The organism is Bifidobacterium sp. UTCIF-1 (genome assembly GCF_006408915.1).
Lineage (GTDB): Bacteria > Actinomycetota > Actinomycetes > Actinomycetales > Bifidobacteriaceae > Bifidobacterium > Bifidobacterium reuteri.
Genome location: NZ_JFAG01000003.1, coordinates 133797 through 154538 on the forward strand (window position 1 = coordinate 133797; position 20742 = coordinate 154538).

The 20742-nt window shown below is 61.2% G+C and carries 13 protein-coding genes and 1 tRNA gene; 6 read left to right on the plus strand and 8 right to left on the minus strand.

The window, feature by feature from the left end; translation table 11 throughout:
• Nucleotides 1-35: 35 nt before the first annotated feature.
• On the minus strand, nt 36-1229 hold the full coding sequence (locus tag BW09_RS02370; RefSeq protein ID WP_044088968.1) for a cell wall metabolism sensor histidine kinase WalK: 1194 nt from the start codon (nt 1227-1229) through the stop codon (nt 36-38).
• A 194-nt stretch (nt 1230-1423) separates the two neighbouring features.
• Here BW09_RS02370 and phoU point away from each other — a divergent pair, with 194 nt between their 5' ends.
• Nucleotides 1424-2098: a phosphate signaling complex protein PhoU gene (gene phoU, locus BW09_RS02375; protein WP_140462663.1), complete on the plus strand. Its 675-nt coding sequence runs from the start codon at nt 1424-1426 to the stop codon at nt 2096-2098.
• A 398-nt stretch (nt 2099-2496) separates the two neighbouring features.
• Here the strand turns inward: phoU and BW09_RS02380 are convergent, their stop codons facing one another.
• The 4 genes from BW09_RS02380 to lysS form a co-directional block, all read right to left on the minus strand.
• The gene (locus BW09_RS02380) at nt 2497-3237 is read right to left on the minus strand and encodes a phosphoglyceromutase (RefSeq protein WP_044088966.1); all 741 of its coding nucleotides are present in this window, start codon (nt 3235-3237) and stop codon (nt 2497-2499) included.
• A gap of 157 nt (nt 3238-3394) precedes the next feature.
• Complete coding sequence (gene menA / locus BW09_RS02385; RefSeq protein WP_044089045.1) at nt 3395-4381, minus strand: 1,4-dihydroxy-2-naphthoate octaprenyltransferase; 987 nt, start codon at nt 4379-4381, stop codon at nt 3395-3397.
• A gap of 158 nt (nt 4382-4539) precedes the next feature.
• Nucleotides 4540-5793 (minus strand): MFS transporter, encoded by a 1254-nt coding sequence (locus BW09_RS02390; protein ID WP_081886558.1) that lies wholly within the window; start codon nt 5791-5793, stop codon nt 4540-4542.
• Between the two features lie 313 nt (nt 5794-6106).
• On the minus strand, nt 6107-7789 hold the full coding sequence (gene lysS / locus BW09_RS02395; RefSeq protein ID WP_044088965.1) for a lysine--tRNA ligase: 1683 nt from the start codon (nt 7787-7789) through the stop codon (nt 6107-6109).
• A gap of 114 nt (nt 7790-7903) precedes the next feature.
• On the opposite strand from lysS, the gene BW09_RS02400 reads away from it, so the two are divergent.
• The 5 genes from BW09_RS02400 (at nt 7904) to BW09_RS02420 (ending at nt 16191) form a co-directional block, all read left to right on the plus strand.
• Nucleotides 7904-7977: transfer RNA gene (locus tag BW09_RS02400), tRNA-Pro, on the plus strand.
• 188 nt (nt 7978-8165) lie between these two features.
• Nucleotides 8166-9353: an MFS transporter gene (locus BW09_RS02405; protein ID WP_044088964.1), complete on the plus strand. Its 1188-nt coding sequence runs from the start codon at nt 8166-8168 to the stop codon at nt 9351-9353.
• Between the two features lie 130 nt (nt 9354-9483).
• Entirely contained in the window at nt 9484-13071 is a 3588-nt protein-coding gene (locus tag BW09_RS02410) for a 5'-nucleotidase C-terminal domain-containing protein (RefSeq protein WP_238567004.1), read from the plus strand.
• Nucleotides 13072-13332: 261 nt separating this feature from the next.
• A complete protein-coding gene (locus BW09_RS02415) occupies nt 13333-15543 on the plus strand; it encodes a DUF4037 domain-containing protein (RefSeq protein ID WP_140462717.1) in 2211 nt (736 codons plus the stop codon).
• Nucleotides 15544-15558: 15 nt separating this feature from the next.
• Nucleotides 15559-16191 carry a DUF4125 family protein gene (locus tag BW09_RS02420; protein WP_140462662.1) on the plus strand — a complete coding sequence of 211 codons (633 nt, stop codon included), beginning with the start codon at nt 15559-15561 and terminating at the stop codon, nt 16189-16191.
• 200 nt (nt 16192-16391) lie between these two features.
• On the opposite strand, the gene BW09_RS02425 is transcribed toward BW09_RS02420, so the two are convergent.
• The 3 genes from BW09_RS02425 to BW09_RS11055 are packed head-to-tail and all read right to left on the minus strand — an operon-like array spanning nt 16392 to nt 20708.
• Nucleotides 16392-17984: a S9 family peptidase gene (locus tag BW09_RS02425; protein WP_044088960.1), complete on the minus strand. Its 1593-nt coding sequence runs from the start codon at nt 17982-17984 to the stop codon at nt 16392-16394.
• 58 nt (nt 17985-18042) lie between these two features.
• Entirely contained in the window at nt 18043-18735 is a 693-nt protein-coding gene (locus BW09_RS02430; RefSeq protein ID WP_044088959.1) for a hypothetical protein, read from the minus strand.
• The gene (locus tag BW09_RS11055) at nt 18732-20708 is read right to left on the minus strand and encodes a PspC domain-containing protein (protein ID WP_258184949.1); all 1977 of its coding nucleotides are present in this window, start codon (nt 20706-20708) and stop codon (nt 18732-18734) included. Before BW09_RS11055 ends, BW09_RS02430 begins: the two co-directional genes overlap by 4 nt.
• Between the last annotated feature and the right edge of the window lie 34 nt (nt 20709-20742).

The following is a 20742-nucleotide window of genomic DNA, read 5'->3' on the forward strand; positions in this document are numbered from 1 at the left end:
GCACGTCATCACCGCATTGTGATACTGGATTGCAATCAGTGTGCCAGAGGCAAGGTCAACGTAAACGTGCTGCCCTGACCGGGAGCGCTCCACACCGACACATCGCCATGATGGGTCAATGCCACGTGCTTGACAATGGCCAGACCTAGCCCCACGCCATCTGCCGTACGTTCGGTCTGAGAGGAACCACGATAGAAGCGCTCAAAGATCCGGCTCTGGTCCTGTTTCGCGATGCCTCTGCCCTGATCTATTACGCGAATGGCCGCATGCTCTCCATCCTTGGTGGCCACGGCAGACACATTGACGATGCCGCCTTCCTGCGAATACCCTATGGCGTTCTCCACGAGTTTGGTCACCGCACTGTCGAGCTGATCGGCCTGTCCATTGACCACCAGCGCATCGTCACCCTTGAGGTTCAGCCGCACGTCGGCGCGTTGCGCTTCCGGCTCAAGCCGCTGCATCGTGACCCGCAGAACGTCCATCACATTGAGGCGGTTAGCGGATGAAGGCGTGATGGGCTCCTGAGCGCGGATCAGCAACAGCAGGTCGGAGACCATATGATTGAGCTTGTTGCAACTGGAACGCACCTGGCGCGCATCGTCGACCAATTGTTCGTGGTCAAGATCATCACGTTCAAGCACATCAGCCAATTGGCCCAATGCCTCCGTGGGTTTGAGCAGCTGCTCGGATACGTTCGTGATGAACGAATCACGAACATGCCCGAATCGCACCACTTCGCTCACATCTGACACCAATACGATGACGAACGCATCACTGATTCGCGCCACAGTGACCTTCAGCCAGTTCGGACGCGTCACCGACCGGGTGACCACACGCCCGCCGTCGCCCCTGTCCCCACCCGCGTAACGTTCGGGAGTGTTTGTGGTCACATCGAACTGGCGCTTGCCTCCCGATCGACGGGCCTGACGCACGGCCTTCAATACCTCGGAATCGATGATGGCGTCCCCCTCCACCACACCGAGCTGGTAGGCAGCCGGACTGCATCGGACAACGGCATCATGCTCGTCGACCACGATGGAAGCACCGGGAATCATGGCCAGCAACGCCCTGGTATCGTCCGACAGATCATCCGAATCGTCATGCTCATGCGATGAGGCGATTGAGACCCGATGCGTCACGATGCCGATCGCCATGACGACGACTAGCACTACGAACGCGATGGATAGTATGGTAAGAATCGTAAGCACGACGACCGGCATCTGTGTCATGAGACCATTCTTCCACAGGTCTTCATGGACCCGGGTGTTTCGGTACGGCGCGCCGACAATATGAATGATAAGTGAACAGTCCAATGAACAGTTGAACAACAAGAGGTTGCGATTATCTACGTTGATGTAGCATGTCGCAGCCGGAATAATACACTGGTACAGGTTGTAATACCACAGCATGAAAGGCTAGAGAAATGCGCGTTATTTTCAACGAGGAGCTGAAGCAGGTTGCTGATGACCTCGACCATATGGCGCAGGATGTTCGCAAGGCGATCAACGGTGCCGGCGAAGCCCTGTTGAAGCAGGACGTCGAAGCTGCGCAAACCGTCATCGACGGCGACATCGAGATTGACGCCCTTGAATCTTCCATCATCGACCAGTGCGTGAAGCTGCTCGCCAAGCAGAACCCGGTTGCCACCGACCTTCGTGTCGTGGTTTCCACCCTGCGTCTGGCTTCCACCTTCGAGCGTATGGGCGACCTCGCTCGTCACGTGGCCGAGTCCGCACGCCGCACGTACCCGGCGTCCCCGCTGCCTGAGTCCGCTCAGCCGCTGTTCGCCGACATGATCGAGTTCCTCAACCACACCGCCGACGAACTCGTCGCCCTGCTCGACACCCGCGACGAGAAGCTTGCGGAGAACATCATCCTGTCGGACGACAAGCTGGACGACCTGCACCACAAGACCTTCGAACTGGCTCTCTCCGATGAAGTGACCCGTCAGCAGACCACCGATATCGTACTGCTGGGCCGCTTCCTGGAGCGCCTTGGCGATCACGCCGTCTCCGCTGCCCGTCGTGTGGCGTACATCGTCTCCGGCTTCGACCCTTCCAAGAAGCCCACTCGCGACGAAGGCACCGACATCGACTGATGCGCGGTCACGCGATGGCATAATTCAATACCTATCCCCTCGGGGATGCCCGAAACGGCGATCCGGTTACGACTGGACGCCGTTTTCTTTTGCCGTATGATGCACCCTGCCGCAACCGGCAACGAGCCCGGCAACGAAACGACGGCTCCACGGTGTAGGGAACTTCCCATGATGTAGGGAATTCCCCATCATGTAGGGACCCTTGTATCAGCAACAACATGTTTTCGGCGGAATCAAGCCGTTTTCAATCCCTACATCATGGGCGTTTCCCTACACCGTGGGCATATCCCTACACGGTGGTGTTTTCACTACACGGTGGGTATGATATTCGGATATGCAAAAGGGGAAGCCACAATAGTGGCTTCCCCTTAGGTGATATGCGCTCTTGACGAGCTAGCTCACTTCTGGCCCTGAGCGGCGACAGCGGCAGCACCGGCAGCGGCGGCTTCCGGATCCAGGTACTCGCCACGCGGCTTGATCGGCTTGAAGTCCTCATCCAGCTCGTACAGCAGCGGGATGGCGGTCGGGATGTTGACCTTGGCGATCTCTTCCTCGGTCAGGTTGTCCAGCATCTTGACGATGGCGCGGAGGCTGTTGCCGTGAGCGGCGATCAGCACGGTCTTGCCGGCACGCAGCTGCGGCTCGATGTCGGACTTGAAGTACGGCTCAACGCGCTTGACCACATCGGCCAGGCACTCGGCTTCCGGAACCGGGTCGCCGGTGTAGCGCGGATCGTGGTTCTGCGCGTACTGGTCGTCCGGATCGATCTCGGGCGGCGGGGTGGCGTAGGAACGACGCCACAGCATGAACTTCTCGTCACCGTATTCCTGACGAATCTCGGTCTTGTTCTTGCCCTGCAGAGCGCCGTAGTGACGCTCGTTGAGACGCCAGCTACGCTCGACCGGAATCCACAGACGATCTGCGGAATCCAGAGCGATGTTGGCGGTGTTGATGGCGCGACGCAGCAGGGAGGTGAACACGATGTCCGGAAGGACGTTCTTCTCCTTGAGCAGCTCGCCGCCGCGCTTGGCTTCGGCTTCACCCTGCTCGGTCAGCGGTACGTCGACCCAGCCGGTGAACTGATTGGTTTTATTCCATGCGCTCTGTCCATGACGGAGCAGTACTAGTTTGTAAGACATACGGCCAGTCTACCGCCCCATGACGCCAAACGCGAGCATTCATCTTATGTTTTATGCATCGTTTAGACAGCGTTGGCATAATCGCAGGCGATTGCAAGCGTTATTCGTAGACAATCGCGGACTGCGGCAAGTCCCGCCGAGGCAACATCCGTCTCCATCAGAAGGACACCGCCACGGACACGACCACCACCACGGCGAACAACAAGGTCTGGAAACCGGCGTCGTTCAGCGCCGTGCGGAATTGATGCCTGAATGCGCTGGATACCATGCGAATCGGCACGGCGACGCCGGAGATCAGTACAACGGCACCCCAAGGCATCCACAGCATCATGCAGATGAACGAGCCGATCACCCATGCGATAATGCAGCACACCGCCAACAGCACCGAGGCTCTCCGCTCCCCCAAGCGAACCGCCAAGGTCCGCTTGCCATGAATCCGATCGCCGTCGATGTCACGCAGATTGTTGACCATCAGCAGCATCACCGCATTCAATCCGCAACAGACCGCCGCCGCGACGCCCAGCCCGTCCACAGCGCCAGCCAACGCATATTCGGTGCCCAGTACGGCGGCAAGCCCGAAGAACAGGAACACAGCGACTTCACCAAAACCGGCATACCCGTAGGGATGTCTGCCGCCGGTATAGAACCAGCCGGCCGCCACCGAGAGCGCGCCCACAGCCAGAAGCCACCACGCCTGCGAGAGGACCACCGCCACAAGCCCAGCCACGCATGCAAGACCCGCTGCGACACCGGCGGCACACAGCACCTGCTTGGGCGGCACCCCGGAGGCCACCAACCTCCGAGGTTTGGCGTCACGGCCATTGCGTCCGGAATCCGATTCGTCTGCATCGCGCCCTTCATCGGTGCCGCGCACGCCATCGGAATAATCATTGGCGAGATTGACCGCGATCTGCAGCAACAACGTCACCGCCAAGCACAGGATGAACACCGGCCAGAATCGGCTGAGCAACGCCGAGTACAACACGCCTCGCGCCACGCATTGCGGAGGCGTGGGGTATACCAAGGTGCAGATGTTCAGCTCGTTGATATGCCGGTACGCCACCGCTGCACCTACCAATACAGGGGCGATCGAGGCAGGCAGCGTCTTCGGACGCAATCCACCCATCCATACACGCAGATTCATGGCTTCCACCATACCCGCATGACGCTCTGCATATGTCATGCTTCAGCGAATGACCGCACTACGACAAGGTCCCGCCACGCCCATATCAATGATGGGCATGGCGGGACCAGTGCCGGCCAGGAATCGTGCGCGATCAACCGAAAGCCGCGCACCGTCGGTCAGCGTGTGGTGCCGTATGACTTGAAGAAGATGCTGAGCAATGCCACATACGCCACGCCGACAGTCATGACGAGGATCGCGCCGAGCTGCATACCCATGGCGTCGGAGGCCAGACCCATCAGCGGCGGGAAGATGGCGCCGCCGATCAAGCCGATCATCATCAGGCCGGAAACCTCGTTCTGCCGTTCCGGCAGATGCAACAGACCGGTGGTGAGCATGATGGAGAACACGTTCGCGTTGCCCATGCCCACGAAAGCCAGGCCGGCATATGCAAGCCAAACCGGCATGCCATCGAATCCGGCGAACAGGATGAAGCACAACGAGGAAAGCGCCATCAGAGCACCGCAGCCGCGCAGGATCTGCTTACGGGTGAACTTCTGCAGCAACACGGAACCGGACAGGCAGCTCAACGTGCGGAACGCGAAGTAGACGCTGGTGGCGCCACCCGCCACCTCGATGCCCATGGATGAATGCTCCATGAGAATCTTCGGTGCGGTTGCGTTGATGCCGACGTCGACGCCCACATGGCACACGATTCCGAGGAAGCACAGCAGGATCACGGGGTTCCTGAGCAGCGCGAAACAGCTGAGCATGCTGGTTCTGCCGGTATCCGGCGCGTTCTCCTTGATATCGTCGAAGGCGAGCATCACGAACGCGAGAATCGCGCACACCAGATAGATCGGGTAGAGCAGCCACCATTTGCCGAACATGGTGGCGGCCCACCCAGCGATCAGCGGTGCGATGAAGGAGGCGATGGCCTTGACGAACTGCCCGAAGGTGAGCATGCCGGCAAGCTTCTCGTCATGCGCGAGGTTGCCGACGAGAGGGTTGAGCGAGACCTGCATGAAGGTGTTGCCGATGCCCAGCAGGCAGAATGAGCCGATGACGAACACCAGCTGCACGATCGGCACCGGAATGAGATAGCCGATGATCGGCAGCAGGCAGCCGGCTGCGGTGATGGCGATGGCCACCAGCACGGTCATACGTCGGCCGATGCGGTTCATCAGCATGCCGGCAGGCACGGAAAGCACCAGGAACCAGAAGAAGGTCATGGTGGTGAAGATGTTGCTGACCGAATCGGACAGGCCGAAATCAGTCTGCACATAGTTGGAGGCCGTGCCGACAAGGTCCACGAAGCCCATCACGAAGAAGGACATCATGACTGGCACAAGGACCGAGAATGGGGCGTTGCCGAGTTTGTCGGGTGCCGGGCCCTGAGAGATGGCGCTCTGGGATGCCGTATTCTGAGGCATGTTCTGGGGCGCAGAGGAGGAGGCCAATTGTTACTCCGTTCTTGGTTTTCTGGTTGCCATATCCGCGAGAACAGACACGATATGCTGCTTCGTGGCCGGTAACGCCTCCCCAAAGGAGTAACGCCCTTAACAAATTATCGATGGTATCGCCCCGCCCGGTTGAGACACGCCGTCGTCGCCGCTCCAGAGGAACCGAGAACCCCGAGACGATCAATATACAACGAACAACGGCTCCGGCTCCTTCCGCCCTACGGAGAGCGGAAGGAGCCGGAGCCGCAATACATTGCGATCAGACAATCAGGAGATCAGTTCATCAGGCCACCAGCGGCTTGACCAGCGGGAAGGTGATGGTCTCGCGGATCGTGGCGCCGGTCAACGCGATGAGCAGTCGGTCGATGCCCATGCCCATGCCGCCTGCCGGAGGCATGCCCACGCCGAGCGCCTCAAGGAAGTCCTCATCGATATCGCAGGCCTCCTCGTCACCGGCGAGCGCATCCTTGGCCTGGGCCACGAAACGCTCACGCTGCACGACCGGATCGTTGAGCTCGGAATAGCCGGTGGCCAGCTCGAAGCCGCGCACGTAGAGATCCCACTTTTCGACCACGCCGGGCTTGGTGCGATGACCCTTGACGAGCGGGGAGGTCTCCACCGGGAAGTCGCGCACGAAGGTGGGCTCGTAGAGCTTGTCCTCGTAGAAGTGCTCCCACAGGTGCTCAACAAGCTTGCCGTGGTTCTCGACCTCGTCGCGTTCGACGCCGAGCTTGTCGGCGATCTCGCCGAGGTGCTCGACGGAGGTGCCGGGATGCTCGGGGCCGCCGTTCGGCACGATCTCCTCGCCGAGCGCCTCGGACAGGGAATCGTACATGCTGATGGTCTTCCATTCTCCGCCGAAGTCGTATTCGGTGCCGTCGAGCAACGTAACCTTGTGGGAGCCGTAGACATCCATAGCAGTCTTCTGCACGAGCTCCTTGACCAGCTGGCCGATGGAGTCATAAGTGCCATACGCCTGATATGCCTCGACCATCGTGAACTCGGGGGCGTGGGTGGCGTCGACACCCTCGTTGCGGAAGTCGCGGTTGATCTCGAACACGCGGTCGATGCCGCCGACGAGGCAGCGCTTGAGGAACAGTTCCGGAGCGATGCGCAGGTACAGGTCAAGGTCGAAGGCGTTCATGTGCGTGGTGAACGGGCGTGCCGCCGCGCCGCCGTGCAGCGTCTGCAGCATCGGGGTCTCGACCTCGAGGAAGTCATGGCTGGCGAACGTGTGGCGCAGGGAGGCCACGGCCTTGGAGCGGTTGCGCACCATGTTGCGGGTCTTCTCGTCCGCGATCATCGCGATGTACGGCTTGCGGGTGCGCGTGTCCTCGTTGAGGTCCTTGTGCAGGGCCGGCAGCGGCTGCAACGCCTTGGACGCGATGGCCCATTCGGTGGCGAAGACCGAGAGCTCGCCGGTCTTGGAGGCGATCACGCGACCCTTCAGGTACAGATGGTCGCCAAGGTCCACCAGCTGCTTGAACTGCTTCAGGGAATCGGCACCGATCTCCTTCTTGGAGATCATGCCCTGGATCTTGGTGCCGTCGCCGGCAGCCAGCTGAACGAAGCACAGTCCGCCGGCGTTGCGCAGGAAGAGCACACGGCCGGCGATGCCCACCATGTCCTCGGTCTCCTGACCGGCCTCGAGCTTGCCGTCATACTTGGCGCGCACGGCCTCGATGGTGGTGGTCACGTCCAGATGCACCGGGTACGGGGCGATGCCGGCGTCCAGCATCATGGCGCGCTTGGCCACGCGCATCTGCACCTGCTCCGGGTGCGCCAGCGGACCGAACTCCTTATTACTGGGGTCCACGGCTTCGTCCAGCGTGGCGCCGGACTTGATCTTCTCAGTGATGGTGGCGTCCTGTTTGAGCAGCATTTCCGCACGTTCGACAGTGCTCATCTGCGGGACGGCCGGGGTTTCATTCTCGCTTTTTTCGGTGTTTTCAACAACTTCAGCCATGATTCATCAGTGTACGCAAGACCGGCGATTAACGTTTTCCGGCCGAACAATGCCGCGACACGCCGGCATTTGCGCTCCGCCAAGAACACTGTAGTATTTACGTCTGTTGTCAAACGGGCTGTAGCGCAGCTTGGTAGCGCGCTTCGTTCGGGACGAAGAGGCCGCGGGTTCAAATCCCGCCAGCCCGACAACTCGGAAGGAACCACTGGAATTCCAGTGGTTCCTTTTTTATTGTTCACGACCGATTCCGGTGCACCCACAGCGGTACAATTCCCGCCGGCATCAATAGGCATGGCTGACAATCGCCATATACATACATCGATGCACGAAGAGACACCGGACAGACTACACAGACAAACAGAGGGAATCTGACAGCATGAAGAAAAGCTTGCTGGCGCTCGCTTCAGGCGCTTTCATTCTCGGCGCTGCCGAATTCGTGATGATGGGCATCCTGCCGCAGGCGGCCGAAGCCACGCACGTCTCCATCCCCACCGCAGGCAATTACATCTCCGCCTATGCCATCGGCGTGTGCATCGGCACACTGATTCTGGTCTTCGGCCGCAAGGTGCCGCCGCGCAATCTGATCGTGCTGTTCATGGTGATCGCGCTGGTAGGCAACACGATGTCCGCGTTCGCGCCAAATGCCGCCGTGCTCATCGTCGCGCGGTTCATCTCCGGGCTGCCGCATGGCGCGTTCTTCGGCACAGCCACGCTCATCGCCAAGACCTTGGCCGACAAGGGCAAGGAGGCACAGGCCGTATCCGTGATGGTGACCGGTCAGACCGTGGCCAACATGCTGGGCGTACCGGCGGGTACGCTGCTGGCCGAATACCTCAACTGGCGTCTGGCCTTCGGCGTGCTCGCCGCATGGGCCGCCATGACCATCGTGCTCACCGTGACCATGATTCCGTATGTGGCTCCGATCAAGGACGCCGGCATCGCCGGACAGTTCCGGTTCCTGACCCGCCGTGGGCCATGGGTGATCCTGGCCGCCGTGTTCACCGGCAATGCCGGCGTGTTCTGCTGGTGGAGCTACGTCTCCCCTTGGCTGCAGAAGACCGGAGGATGGTCTTCCGCGCTGGTGCCCGTGATGATGATGCTGGCAGGGTTCGGCATGGTGGTCGGCGGCCTCATCGGCGGTCGCATCACGGATCGTTGGCGCCACGCCGGCACAGCCGCCCTCGGACAGGCAATCTCCGGTATCGGACTGCTCATGGTACTGCTGCTGCCCGGCAATCACGTCACCACCGCGCTGCTGACGTTCTGGATTGCATTCGGGCTGTTCTTCATTTCCGCGCCGCAGCAGCTGCTGATGACCGAGGCCGGACAAGGCGGCGGCGAACTGATCGCCGGCGCCGCCGTGCAGGTCGCTTTCAACTTCGGCAATGCCGTAGGCTCCATCATCGGCGGGGCCATGCTCACCACCTTCTCGATGAACTACCGTTTCACCGGCTTGGGCGGGCTGCCGCTGGCTGTGTTGTCCGTGGGACTGTTGGCGTTCTACTCGTGGCGTTGCGAGACGGACACCGAGGCCGCACATCGTCTGCGCGAGATCAAGGTGTGATATTGGCCTCTTCCGGCTGAAGTTCATCTGCGGTTTGCTTTCATTGCGCGCGTATTCCACCTTGCCTTCCTAGGTTCCTTGTCTGGGAAGGCATTTTCCTTATGAATGCCTCACAGAGGAAGGGAATACAGTGAAACCCATCAGGTTCACGGCGAGAATGATCGCCGCGCTCGTCGCCGCAGCGACGCTGTCCAGCGTCGCGATTGCGACCACGACCGCTTCCGCAAATGAATCCGCTCCATCGCAGCCATCGGCTGGCGTCAGCGGCATCGCCGCCGGCGGTGCCACGGATGCATTCGACGAGACCAGGTACGCGACCACATCCGAAGGCCGTTATGATGCCGAAACCGACGCGAATGACGCCTCCGGCTATGCAGCGGCCCCGCAGGCACGTGCCGCCAAGCCGAATCTCGTGCAACTGCTCGGCGAGTATGACAGCTACTGGCAGCCGGCCACCGAAACCGCTGGCGGCAAGGTGCTGAATCAGACGGTGCTCGACCACGATGACGCGTACATCCAGCAGATCAACAACGCCGCAGCCGAAGGCGGCGACGGCACCACCGCGACCGCCCAGCAGCAGCGCGCCCTGGTGGATGCGGACATGAGCGCCGCCGAAACCCTGCCGGACTCCCTCGGCCCGGTGCTTGGCGGATACTTCTCCGCTGGTCTGGCCGATGGCAGCCTGAAGAAGGTCTCGGACATATTCAAGTACGACACTATCTCCACATCCACCGCCAAGAAGCACTTCCAGCATCCACGTCCGTTCGAGGACCGCACCAACGGCGGCAAGAACGAGATCACGAACATCAACGGGAACATCAAGCGCGTGCCGGATTGGACCGATGCCCAGGGCAATACGCATTCCGCCGAATATGACGGATTGGCCGGCTCCGGCTCCTTCCCGTCCGGGCACACCACCGGCGCCTACTCCTGGGGCGTGGCTCTGGCCGGCATGCTTCCGCAGCTCGCGCCTGAGATCCTGACCCGTACCTCCGAGGCGGGCAACAACCGCATCGTGCTCGGCGTGCACTACCCGCTCGACATCATGGGCGGCCGCATCGACGGCGAGGTGGCGAATGGTTACTACTGGAGCACCTACTACGACAAGTACGTCAAGCCCGCATCCGACCAGCTGCAGTCCTACTTGGCCGCCAAATGTGTGGCGGACGGCCACGCCACCAAGCAGGACTCCGATTACGCGACCGTGACCGAGTGCGTGAACAACCTCGGCGCGAACGCCTCCAACGGATACCAGAACGCTTTCGTGGACGCCGTGAGCAAGGAGCCGGTCACCGACCGCGCCTCGGCATTGCGCGTCTACACGAACCGTCTGACCTACGGCTTCGACAAGACCACCGCCGGTACCGAATTCACCGCCCCTGAGGGTTCCGCCGACCTGCTGAAGATCGCCTACCCGAAGCTGCACCGCGACCAGCGCGAGGCCATCCTCGCCAAGACCGCGATCGATGGCGGATACCCGCTCGACTCCTCTTCCGCCGGCTGGCAGCGCATCAACCTGGCCGCCGCTCTGAGCGCTACCGTGACCCTTGACGAGAACGGTGACGTGGTCAAGGTCGAGCCCGGCGCAGCCACCCCGTCGGTGATCGGTGAGGAATACGCCGACAACGGCAACCACCCGGATTCCGACAACAACGGCTCCACCAAGCCTGACCAGCCCGGTAAGGACGCCAAGCAGGTGACGGTGTTCGACATCACCGATTTCCATGGCCACATCGAGACCGGCCAGTGGATGGAAGCTGCCTACCAGAAGCTCGCCGTCCAGCACAACCCCGGCAACAGCGTGTTCGTCTCCAGCGGCGACCTTGTAGGCGCATCCCCGTTCGAGTCCTCCTACTTCCAGGACACCCCGACCCTGAACATGGCGAAAGCCTGGGGCCTGAGCGTGAGCGCCTTGGGCAACCATGAGCTCGACAAGGGCACTGCGGACTTCAACAACCGCATCGCCGACCCGCAGTACGGCATCGACTGGGTGGCCGCCAACATCTCCGGCGGCGCGCTCACATCCGATCGTCTCAAGCCGTACACCATCAAGACCGTCAACGGCAAGAAGGTCGCCTTCGTGGGCGCCATCACGTCCGATCTGAAGAATGTGGTCTCCCCCAGCGTGATGCAGGGCGTCACGGTGACCAATCCGGTCCAGGCCGTGAACAAGGTCGCCGACCAGCTGTCCGATGGCGATGAGTCCAACGGCGAGGCCGACGCGGTCGTAGCCCTGATCCACGAGGACGGCGAAACCATCGCCTCCGACGGCGAAGGCCTCAACGCGAATGTCGATCTGGTCTACGGCGGCCACAGCCACCGTAACGAGTACGGCACCACCACCAAGTCCGGCGCCCCGATCATCGAGGCCGGCAAGTACGGTCAGGACGCCGCCGCCCAGGACCTCTACATCGAGGGCACAGGCAAGAACGCCAAGGTCACCGTGCAGAACGCCTCCCAGTATGACGTCACATTCGTGACCAACAAGGACGGCACCGCTCCGTCCAAAGGCTTCGAAGGCGATGACAACGGCCCGGCCGCCAAGGTCTACAAGCAGGCGCAGGCGGATTCCGCCGAAGCCGGCAAGAAGGTCGTCGGCACCATCGACAAGTCCGCGAACTTCGCCAAGGGCGACTGGAGCGCCGAGACCCAGCTCGGTACCCTGAACGCCGACGCCGCGCTCGAGTCCGCCAAGAAGACGTCCGTGGGTGCGAAGGCCTCCATCGGCTTCATCAACCCCGGCGGGCTGCGTACCGACAACCTCGACCTTGACGGCGACAAGCAGATCACCGTCAAAGAGGCGTACAGCATGCTGCCGTTCGGCAACGACAACAGTGTGGTCACCCTCACCGGCAAGCAGCTCAAGGACGTCCTCGCCCAGCAGTGGCAGATCAAGGACGGCAAGTCCAACGTGGTCCGTCTGGGTATCTCCTCGAACGTGACCTTCGTCTACACCTTGGCCGCGGACGCCAACACCAAGGCTCCGGTCGCCACCGTGACCGACGTGTTCGTCGACGGCAAGCAGGTGAAGGACGACGACGCGGTGACGGTCGCCGGCAACTCCTTCCTGCTGGCCGGCGGCGACGGCTTCACCGGATTCACCGCGCAGGGCCAGCCGCAGCTGACCGGCACGGTCGACGTCGACGGTCTGATTGATTACCTTGGCTCCCACAAGGACGTCAAGGGCGACACCTCCCCCGCAGGCATCGAGCTCAAGAGCTCCTCGGTTGACGGCAACAAGGTGTCCGTGGCCTTCGACCTGCCGGTCTACGCGAACGCCCCGAAGCCTCTGGCTCTTGGCCTCTACGTCAACGGTGTCGACTTCGGAGTGACCAAGCTCGGCGAAGCCAAGCCTTCCGAGTTCACCGTGACCAAGACGCTGAGCGCCGATGAAGCCAAGACGTTCGGCAGCTCCGTCTCCACCGTCAACCCGCAGCTGCTCTACACGGACGCCGAGATCGCGGATGCCGAAAAGGCTCACTCCAACGGTTCCGGCGAACAGGGTGGAAACAACAACCAAAGCGGAAACAACAACCAAAGCGGAAACAACAACCAAAGCGGAAACAAGCCCAACGCCGACAAGAAGCCGACGGCCAAGCCGAACAAGGCCGATCTGCCGGGAACCGGTGCCTCCGTCGCCGGAATCGTCGCCGCAGTCATCCTGCTCGCTGCAGCCGGTGGCGCGACCATCGCGCTGCGCCGTCGCCAGCAGCGCTGAACGATTGCCCGACGACTGTACAGGCACGGCAATAACCGATAACTGAATACCGAGGAAAAGCCCCGCACGCTACGGCATGCGGGGCTTTTCCATGCCCGCCGAATCTATCTCCATTGGCTCCGACGATAGGAGCAACGGCAAGCCTGCCTGCGCCGGCAGTCGACGCACACTGTAACGACACTCACACAGTCACCCGAGAATCCACACCCAGTACGCTGGAACCTATCGATGACCGATATCTCAACGACGAAGGGATTGCACATGGGCGAGGATGCGACGGAAGCGCAGCTGGAGCAGGCACTGCTCGGCATGCAGACGAAGCACGCACACGATTTCGACGCACCGGACGATTCGACGGACGCGCACGGCAATGACGAGCCGCACGACTTCGACGTCAACGCATTCCTCCACGGTCTCGACGCCATCTTCGACGCCCACGATGCCGCGGAGAAGGCGGGCCCCTATCTGGAACAGGCCGCCGTGGATGCGGAAAACGCCGGCGACGAAGCCGGACTGTTGACGGTATTGAACGAGACGATGGGGTTCTACCGTTCGCAGGGACGGCATAAGGAGAACCAGTGGATCGTGCAGCGCGCCATCGAGCTGGCGCTGCATATGGGGCTTGAAGGCACCGAAGGATGGGCCACCACCCTGATCAACTGCGCCACCGCCATGCGCGCGGCACACCACTATGACCAGGCCGAGGACCTGTATCACCAAGCATTGGCGTGTGCACAGAAGGTGTATCAGCCCGATGACCGACGTCTTGCCGCGCTCCACAATAACCTCTCCATGCTCTACAGCGAGACCGACCGTCTACCACAGGCGGAAACCGAATTGCGGCAGGCGCTGCATATCATCGAGGCGGCAAGCGTGAACCCCGACGCCGACATTGACGTGGCTTCATCGCACACCAATCTGGCTTTGGTGCTGCTTCAGGAAGGCAGGCTCAAGGAAGCACACACCCATGCCGACAGAGCGCTGACCATCTATGAAACCGGAAGGCTGACGCATTCCGCCCACTATGCATCCGCGCTCGCCGGCTACGCGCAAGTGCTGTATGCCGAGGGGCGTTATGGCGAGGCGGCCGCCCATTATCGCAATGCACTCGCGGTGATCGCCGAATGCTACGGCAAGGATACCGACTATTACCGCACCACCGATGCGAACCTTCGCGAAGCCGAGGCGCATGTTGACGGCAACGGCGAGACCCCGCGCGGTTCCGCAATGCCTGGCTCCGCGACCGGTGTCGCCTCCGATACAGGCTCCGTCTCCTCCAGTGCAGGCTCCACCGCCGCCGATGCCGGGGCCGACTCCCCCGCGACGATTCCGGTCTCCGGTCTGGCGCTGGCCCGCGCATTCTGGGAGCAAGTGGGCAAGCCTATGATCGCAGGACGGTACCCGCAGTATGCCAGCCGCATCGCCGCAGGCTTGGTGGGCCATGGTTCGGAATGCTACGGATTCGACGACCAGTATTCGCAGGATCACGATTTCGGCCCCCGCTTCTGCCTGTGGCTTTCCGACGAGGACTACGATGCTATTGGCGAACGTCTGCAGGCCGATTATGAGGCGTTGCCGCGCAGATTCACCATCAGCGGCACCGGCAAGGTGACCTTCGACTCCGAAAACAGCGCAGGCACGGAACAGACAGGCCGAACGACGGTAAGCGGCACCCCGCAGAACGCCATTCCGGAAGACAGCCTCACGCAGGATTCCTCCGCACACCCCTATTCCCCCACCACACCGCGAGCGCAGGGTGAAGGCCGGCGCGACGGCGTATTCCGCATCGGCGATTTCTTCCGATCGATCACCGGCTACGATCAGGCACCCGCACAGGATGCGCCGCATGAATGGCTGATGCTGGACGAGGCTACACTGTCCGCGGCCACCAACGGCGTGATATTCCAAGACCCCATAGGCGCGTTTTCCAAAGTGCGCCAAGGGTTCAAGGACATGCCCGACGATGTGAGGCTCTCCCTGATCTCACGCCGTCTCGGCATGATGGCCCAGGCCGGACAATACAATCTTCCCCGCTCCTTGCGTCGAGGTGATTCGGCGGCGGCATGGCTGTCAATCAGCGAGTTCGTCGAAGCCGCCTCTTCCTTGGTGTTCCTCATCAACAGGCCGATGGTGGTGGGATATGCGCCGTATTACAAGTGGCGGTTCGCCGCGCTGCGCAGGCTTTCCGGCTCGATGTTCGCATTGTTGCCGGATATCTGCGGACAATTGGAAACGATGATGCGCCTGGGATCCGCCGCCTGCTATGGCGGCGCGGCGTTCGGCGAAGGAGGCAAGGGCTCAGACACCGCCGTCCATCAGATTACCGACATTGTGGAGCGAATCGCGGCCGCAACAGTCAAGGAACTCAAACGGGAGCGTCTGACCGAATCCGGCGAGACCTTCCTGGAATGGCAGCGCCCCTACGTCGAGGAACACATCACCTCCGACACACCCGTGCTGCACAGCCTGTGATGAATCGGGGACGACATGGGTAGTGAAATAACCGATGAGGCATTGCGTGAAGCCATCGTGCGCCATGAGTGGAACCAGTTCCAGGACACCAACAACGAGGGCGGCCGTGCAGCATGCCAAGGCAATTGGCCGGTGTTCCATCAGATGCGTTTGGCCCAATTCCGCACCTGGCAGCATGATCTGCTGGCCAGCTATGCACGTGATCTGGATGAGGCCGACCATGAAGGGCGCAATCTCATCACGGAAAAATACGGTCGCATGATGGCGTCCACCGCGCCCGAGGAGTATGCGCGCGACATCAAGCCCTACATCCCCGCACTGTCCCCGAACCGTATCGCGCGGCAGGAACAGGTGATTGCACAGCAGGTGGCATGGGCGGCTGATTTCCGCGCACGATACCCGAAGCTCGGACAGGCCATGCGTGTACTCACCACCAGTGAGGATACTTCGGCGGCCACATCGTTCGAGACGTATCTGCGTGGTGAACTGGGCACGTATTCCGAAGCCACCTTCAGGCTGTATGAATCCATGATCCGCGAGCGCGCCGAAGTCTCCCCGCAGCGCAACATCACCGAGGAGACACTGCTGCATACGGTACGGCTCGGCGGCTTCGATTCTTTGGTCGAAGCCGAGGACGCGCAGCACTAGTGTGCCGCGGCAACAGAACCAGGACGAAAATGACTACCCCTCAGTCCTGCTTCGCAGGCCAGCTCGTCCTGCAATCGTGGACGCGCTTCGCGCATGGTTTGCCAGCTCGCCTGTCGGCTCGCACAGCACCTACAAACAGCTCCGCTGTTTGCTTTACGGTGCTGTCCTGACAAGGGGAGCCCTGGTATGGATGCAGACCGCTAGAGGCCGAACAGTCCCCAGAAGGCCAGAGATAGGAAGATGCATAGCACAGCGGCGATCACCAGCACACAGATCGCACGCCGTATGCCATCGATGCGTCCGCGCTTGGCCCAGAGTGATTCCATGCCCCACGCGAACACCACTACCACGACCACCGTCAGCACCTGCAGCATATGCCAACCGATGCCGAACATATGCGGAGCCGGCGTCAGGGCGAATACCGCTGCGGCACCGACGGCCGACAGATACCCATACACCAGCAAAGACAGGACCAGAGCCGACAACCCCATGCTCCAGCATGGTTCGGCCACACTGACATTGGCATACCGCTGTCGCCCCGTGTCATGTGCGGCGGGCGCCGATCGCAGCGACACGTACCTGCCACGCACGCGTACCAATCCGTCACGTTCACGCACGCCGGCCCGAATCGTCGCCACGATGCCCAGCAGGAACGCCAGCGCCAACAGCACAGGTCCGGCCAACATGACGCCGAACAACACGCCCAGCGAACCGATGATGCCCGAATTGGTGCGTTCCGGAGCCGCGAACTGCTGATTCGGCTTCACTCCAGCCACCTGAGGCGTGGCCCATCCACTGGCTACCGCGCCTGATGCGACACCATTCACCCAGTTCTCCAGCGCCTGCGTGTACCCATCCGCAAGCGGCAGGCCAGGGGCGAACAGGCCCCTGCCGGCTCTCATCTGATGGTTGCCGGCGAAGTATCGCACAGTCACATCATGGTTCCCATTGCGTTGCGCGACCTGCATGATGCGCTGCGCCCCCTGTTCGATGGGCATGGCGGTGTCGTATACGCCGTAACTCACCAGAATGGGCATGGTAAGGGATTCGAGATAATGGTCCGCGTCGAAGTCGGCGTATTGCAATCCGAACGGCCTGTAATCGAGCGAAAGCAGCTTCAGCGTGTCATCGATGACCGGCTTGGGAGCCCCGGCCTCATGCGCATACGTGCTCATGGCCACAGCCATCTGCTCGCGGCCTTTGAACACCGGTGCGGACGTGAGCGCCGCGAAGGCGATGTCATGACGCTGGGATGCCAATATCGTGGCGATCCAGGTGCCCTCGGATTCGGCATAGATGCCGGCATGGGACCGGTCCACGCCTCGGATTCCAAGCAACGTATCGAATGCACGCCCGTATTCCGAGGCGAATCGCGGATAATCACGATGCAGCACGGTGTAGTCGTCACTGCTTTTGGCAGGTACCAGGGTCACGATGCCGGCCGAAGCCATGGCATTGGCGATGTCGCCGAAATCCTCGGCCCCGCTGGTTCCCGAACCATGGATGAACAGGCATGCCGGACGAGGACCGGCAGCACCCACCGGTTCCCGCAGGATGGCGGACAGCGCTTTGCCATTGCCGATATCGATGGACAGCTGCGTTTCACGAGTGGGGTATCGCCCTTCATGTGCGATGGAGGCATGTGCCGGAATAATCGCCGGTTCGGAGGAGGACACATCGATGTGATCGGTATATGGCCGGCTGTCCCATCTTGGCATCATCATCCAACCAAGCAGCGCGAATACCAGCATCAGCACCAGTGCGATTGCAGCGACCCGCGCCACTCGTTTCATCAGTCCTCCCCGGTCTGCGACGTCAACAGGTGTACTCGCAGCACTGTCCAACTCACCGTCACCCGCGCTGTTTTCTAGAGCCCATTATGGCCCAGATAACGGCCACAAGCACCAGAATCACGCCCACCACACCGCATACGATGGCCGCCAGCATGCGCGGATCGACGATCAGCATGTTCTGAATGATCAGACCGGGGAACGCCCAGCCGAACAACAGCCCGACAGCACCGACCAGAATGCCGAGAACGCCGAAGATGATGGTCGGGACACTGGCTCCGCGCTTGGGTGCTTTCACATCGGCGTCTTGCACAGCGGCAGCTGTTGCAGCAGTCACCGTGGGCGCGGCGGCCGCCGGCTGCGCGAACGCGTCCGCCAATGGCGCATCCAAATCAGGCTTGGCCGCAGTCTCCTTGGTGCCGTCATCAGTCGCGGAATCTGAGGCTTCAGTCTTCTCGGCATCATCCATTGTGGAATCAGCAGCATCCACCTCCTGAGCATCAGCCACCGACTGCAGTGCCATAGTGCCAGTCTCAGCCTGTTCGCCATCAAGCGGCTGCACATTGAGCGCTGCCGTACGCTGCCCGTCGTTTTCCGTAGGCAGCACCTGAGTCTGGCTGCCATCGGCCACAGACATAAAGACCGAAGTGTCACCTCCTGCAGCATCAGGCTGCGGTTCAGCGGGCAAGGCCTGGGTTTCGGCCATATCCTGAACGGAATGGTATTCCTTGGTTTCGTTGACGTCGTTGCTCATTGTTCCGTCTCCTTGCTGGAATCATTGGATGTGCCGGAATCCTGATTGCCGGCTGCGGAATCGGATTCGGCATCCAGATACCGCTGGCGTTCCTTATTCCCACTTTCAGTGCCATACCTGTCGGCATAGTCACGGAAGTTGTAATCCTCCCAATCGGACGCGTAGACCACGTTGACACGGCCTTCCACGGCATAGGGCACGGCGATCAGCAGTTCGGGGCCGGATTCCGGTTCCAGGTCAGGCGAGTTCGTCATCCATTCATAGTTCTTTTCTCCTATAGGCGCGGAAGGAAACGTCGAGCTGCCATCCAACGAGAAATTGAACGAGCCGGACGTGTCATATACCAGAGTGTATTTGCCGCCTACACTGGCAGGCCCAATCATGTATCCGGTTTGCTCAGAACCGAAGCCGTACGTGCAGCCGTCCGGCAAGATGATGTGCACCTGCGCGCTTCTGGCGGCGACCTTGATGCTGCCGACCGGGCAACTGCTGGTAATGGTCTTGCCGCTATACGTTTTCACCTGATGCGGCTGATGGAGGTCTCCCCATGCGGACAAATCGAGAATGGCTTTGCTTTCGTCATAGCTATCGCCGTCAAACGCCACACCTTGCTCGAGCTTGCCGAATGTGCGGTCACTGGAATCAGCAGCGAACGTGCGACCGACCTGCACTTCGTTCATACCATACCAGTTCTCGGAACCCGCACCTTCCTTGAGTTCGATGGTCTGCAAGGTATTCTGCCTATCGGCAAGCGTATAGCGGTACCAATGCACCGAATATGTGCTGCTCACCATGATCATGCATGTGGCGCAGAATCCGGCGATAAGGCCCAGCGGAATCAGCCCTCCGGCCCGCCGGCCTTTGATACCCAGCGCCACGACCACAATGCCCATCAGCACGCACACTGCGGAAATCCATATGGTTCCCCAACGCACTATGGATTCGATGCCCAAATCGTCGAACCATATCCATCCCATCAGTACGGCGAAGGAAATGCAGGCGACACCCAGGATGCCCAGTACCACGATAGGACCTGCGGGTTTGCGGCGCGAAGACTGTTGCGGGGGCGCGACGACGGCGCTCGCGGTCATTGCCGGTGCCGGGGCACCCGCATTCGCACCATTATGTGAAACACTCTGTGAAACATATGGCGATGGTTGCGGCTCACCCAACGGCGTTTGCGGCGCGGCAGGAGATGCCTGCGGCATGAACGGGGATTCCTGCGACGTAGCAGGAGCCGGATGGAAGATACCGACCGGGGGCTGGGTTGGCTGATTCACCGATGCCGCATGAGTCGTATCAACGGAGCCATATGAGCCGGCAGATGCCGCCCCAGGCATACCGGCACCGTTCTGGGCATATGACTGAGGCGAGCCGTATGGTGCGTACGGAACGCCTCCCGGCATGCCATTAGGAGCACCGGTCGGCGTAAATCCCGGCTGCGCATATTGCCCGCCCGCATACGGCGCGGCCGAATCGTTGCGCTGCATACCGTTGCGCTGCATACCATTGCGCTGTGGTCCGCGATACCCGAACCCGTATCCCTCGCGCTGCCGTATGCCGCTTTTGGCCAGCCACCACAAGGCGAGCAACGCCAGCACGATGCACACCCAGCCAGCCCCCGGAATCAGCAACGCCACGGCAAAGAACACAAAGCAACCGAGGCAGTTCCAATCCCATCTGCCGGCGAACAGTTCCTCGCCGAGAATGCGACCATCGCGAGCATCAGGCATCAGGAACCAGCCGAACGCGTACAGTGCCGCGCCGAAACCGAAGAACAGTGTGAAGACGATGACCAGCGCACGTACCAAGGTCGGGCTCCAGCCGAGTCGCGCGGCGATGCCGCTACATACGCCGCCGACCCACCGGTCGTCGCCACGCATCAGTCCGCTGGAACGTATCCAAGTGAAGAACCGCTGCAGTACAGTGTTCTGACTCTGCGGTTGATGGTGATTCATATTCGGATTGCTCATGGTTCCATTACAGCGCGCGGCGCGCGGCATACTC

Coding starts and splice junctions, on each gene's coding strand:
- BW09_RS02370 (WP_044088968.1), bottom strand. CDS start 1,229: ATGACACAGATGCCGGTCGTCGTGCTTACGATTCTTACCATACTATCC.
- phoU (WP_140462663.1), top strand. CDS start 1,424: ATGCGCGTTATTTTCAACGAGGAGCTGAAGCAGGTTGCTGATGACCTC.
- BW09_RS02380 (WP_044088966.1), bottom strand. CDS start 3,237: ATGTCTTACAAACTAGTACTGCTCCGTCATGGACAGAGCGCATGGAAT.
- menA (WP_044089045.1), bottom strand. CDS start 4,381: ATGAATCTGCGTGTATGGATGGGTGGATTGCGTCCGAAGACGCTGCCT.
- BW09_RS02390 (WP_081886558.1), bottom strand. CDS start 5,793: ATGCCTCAGAATACGGCATCCCAGAGCGCCATCTCTCAGGGCCCGGCA.
- lysS (WP_044088965.1), bottom strand. CDS start 7,789: ATGGCTGAAGTTGTTGAAAACACCGAAAAAAGCGAGAATGAAACCCCG.
- BW09_RS02405 (WP_044088964.1), top strand. CDS start 8,166: ATGAAGAAAAGCTTGCTGGCGCTCGCTTCAGGCGCTTTCATTCTCGGC.
- BW09_RS02415 (WP_140462717.1), top strand. CDS start 13,333: ATGGGCGAGGATGCGACGGAAGCGCAGCTGGAGCAGGCACTGCTCGGC.
- BW09_RS02420 (WP_140462662.1), top strand. CDS start 15,559: ATGGGTAGTGAAATAACCGATGAGGCATTGCGTGAAGCCATCGTGCGC.
- BW09_RS02425 (WP_044088960.1), bottom strand. CDS start 17,984: ATGAAACGAGTGGCGCGGGTCGCTGCAATCGCACTGGTGCTGATGCTG.
- BW09_RS02430 (WP_044088959.1), bottom strand. CDS start 18,735: ATGAGCAACGACGTCAACGAAACCAAGGAATACCATTCCGTTCAGGAT.
- BW09_RS11055 (WP_258184949.1), bottom strand. CDS start 20,708: ATGAGCAATCCGAATATGAATCACCATCAACCGCAGAGTCAGAACACT.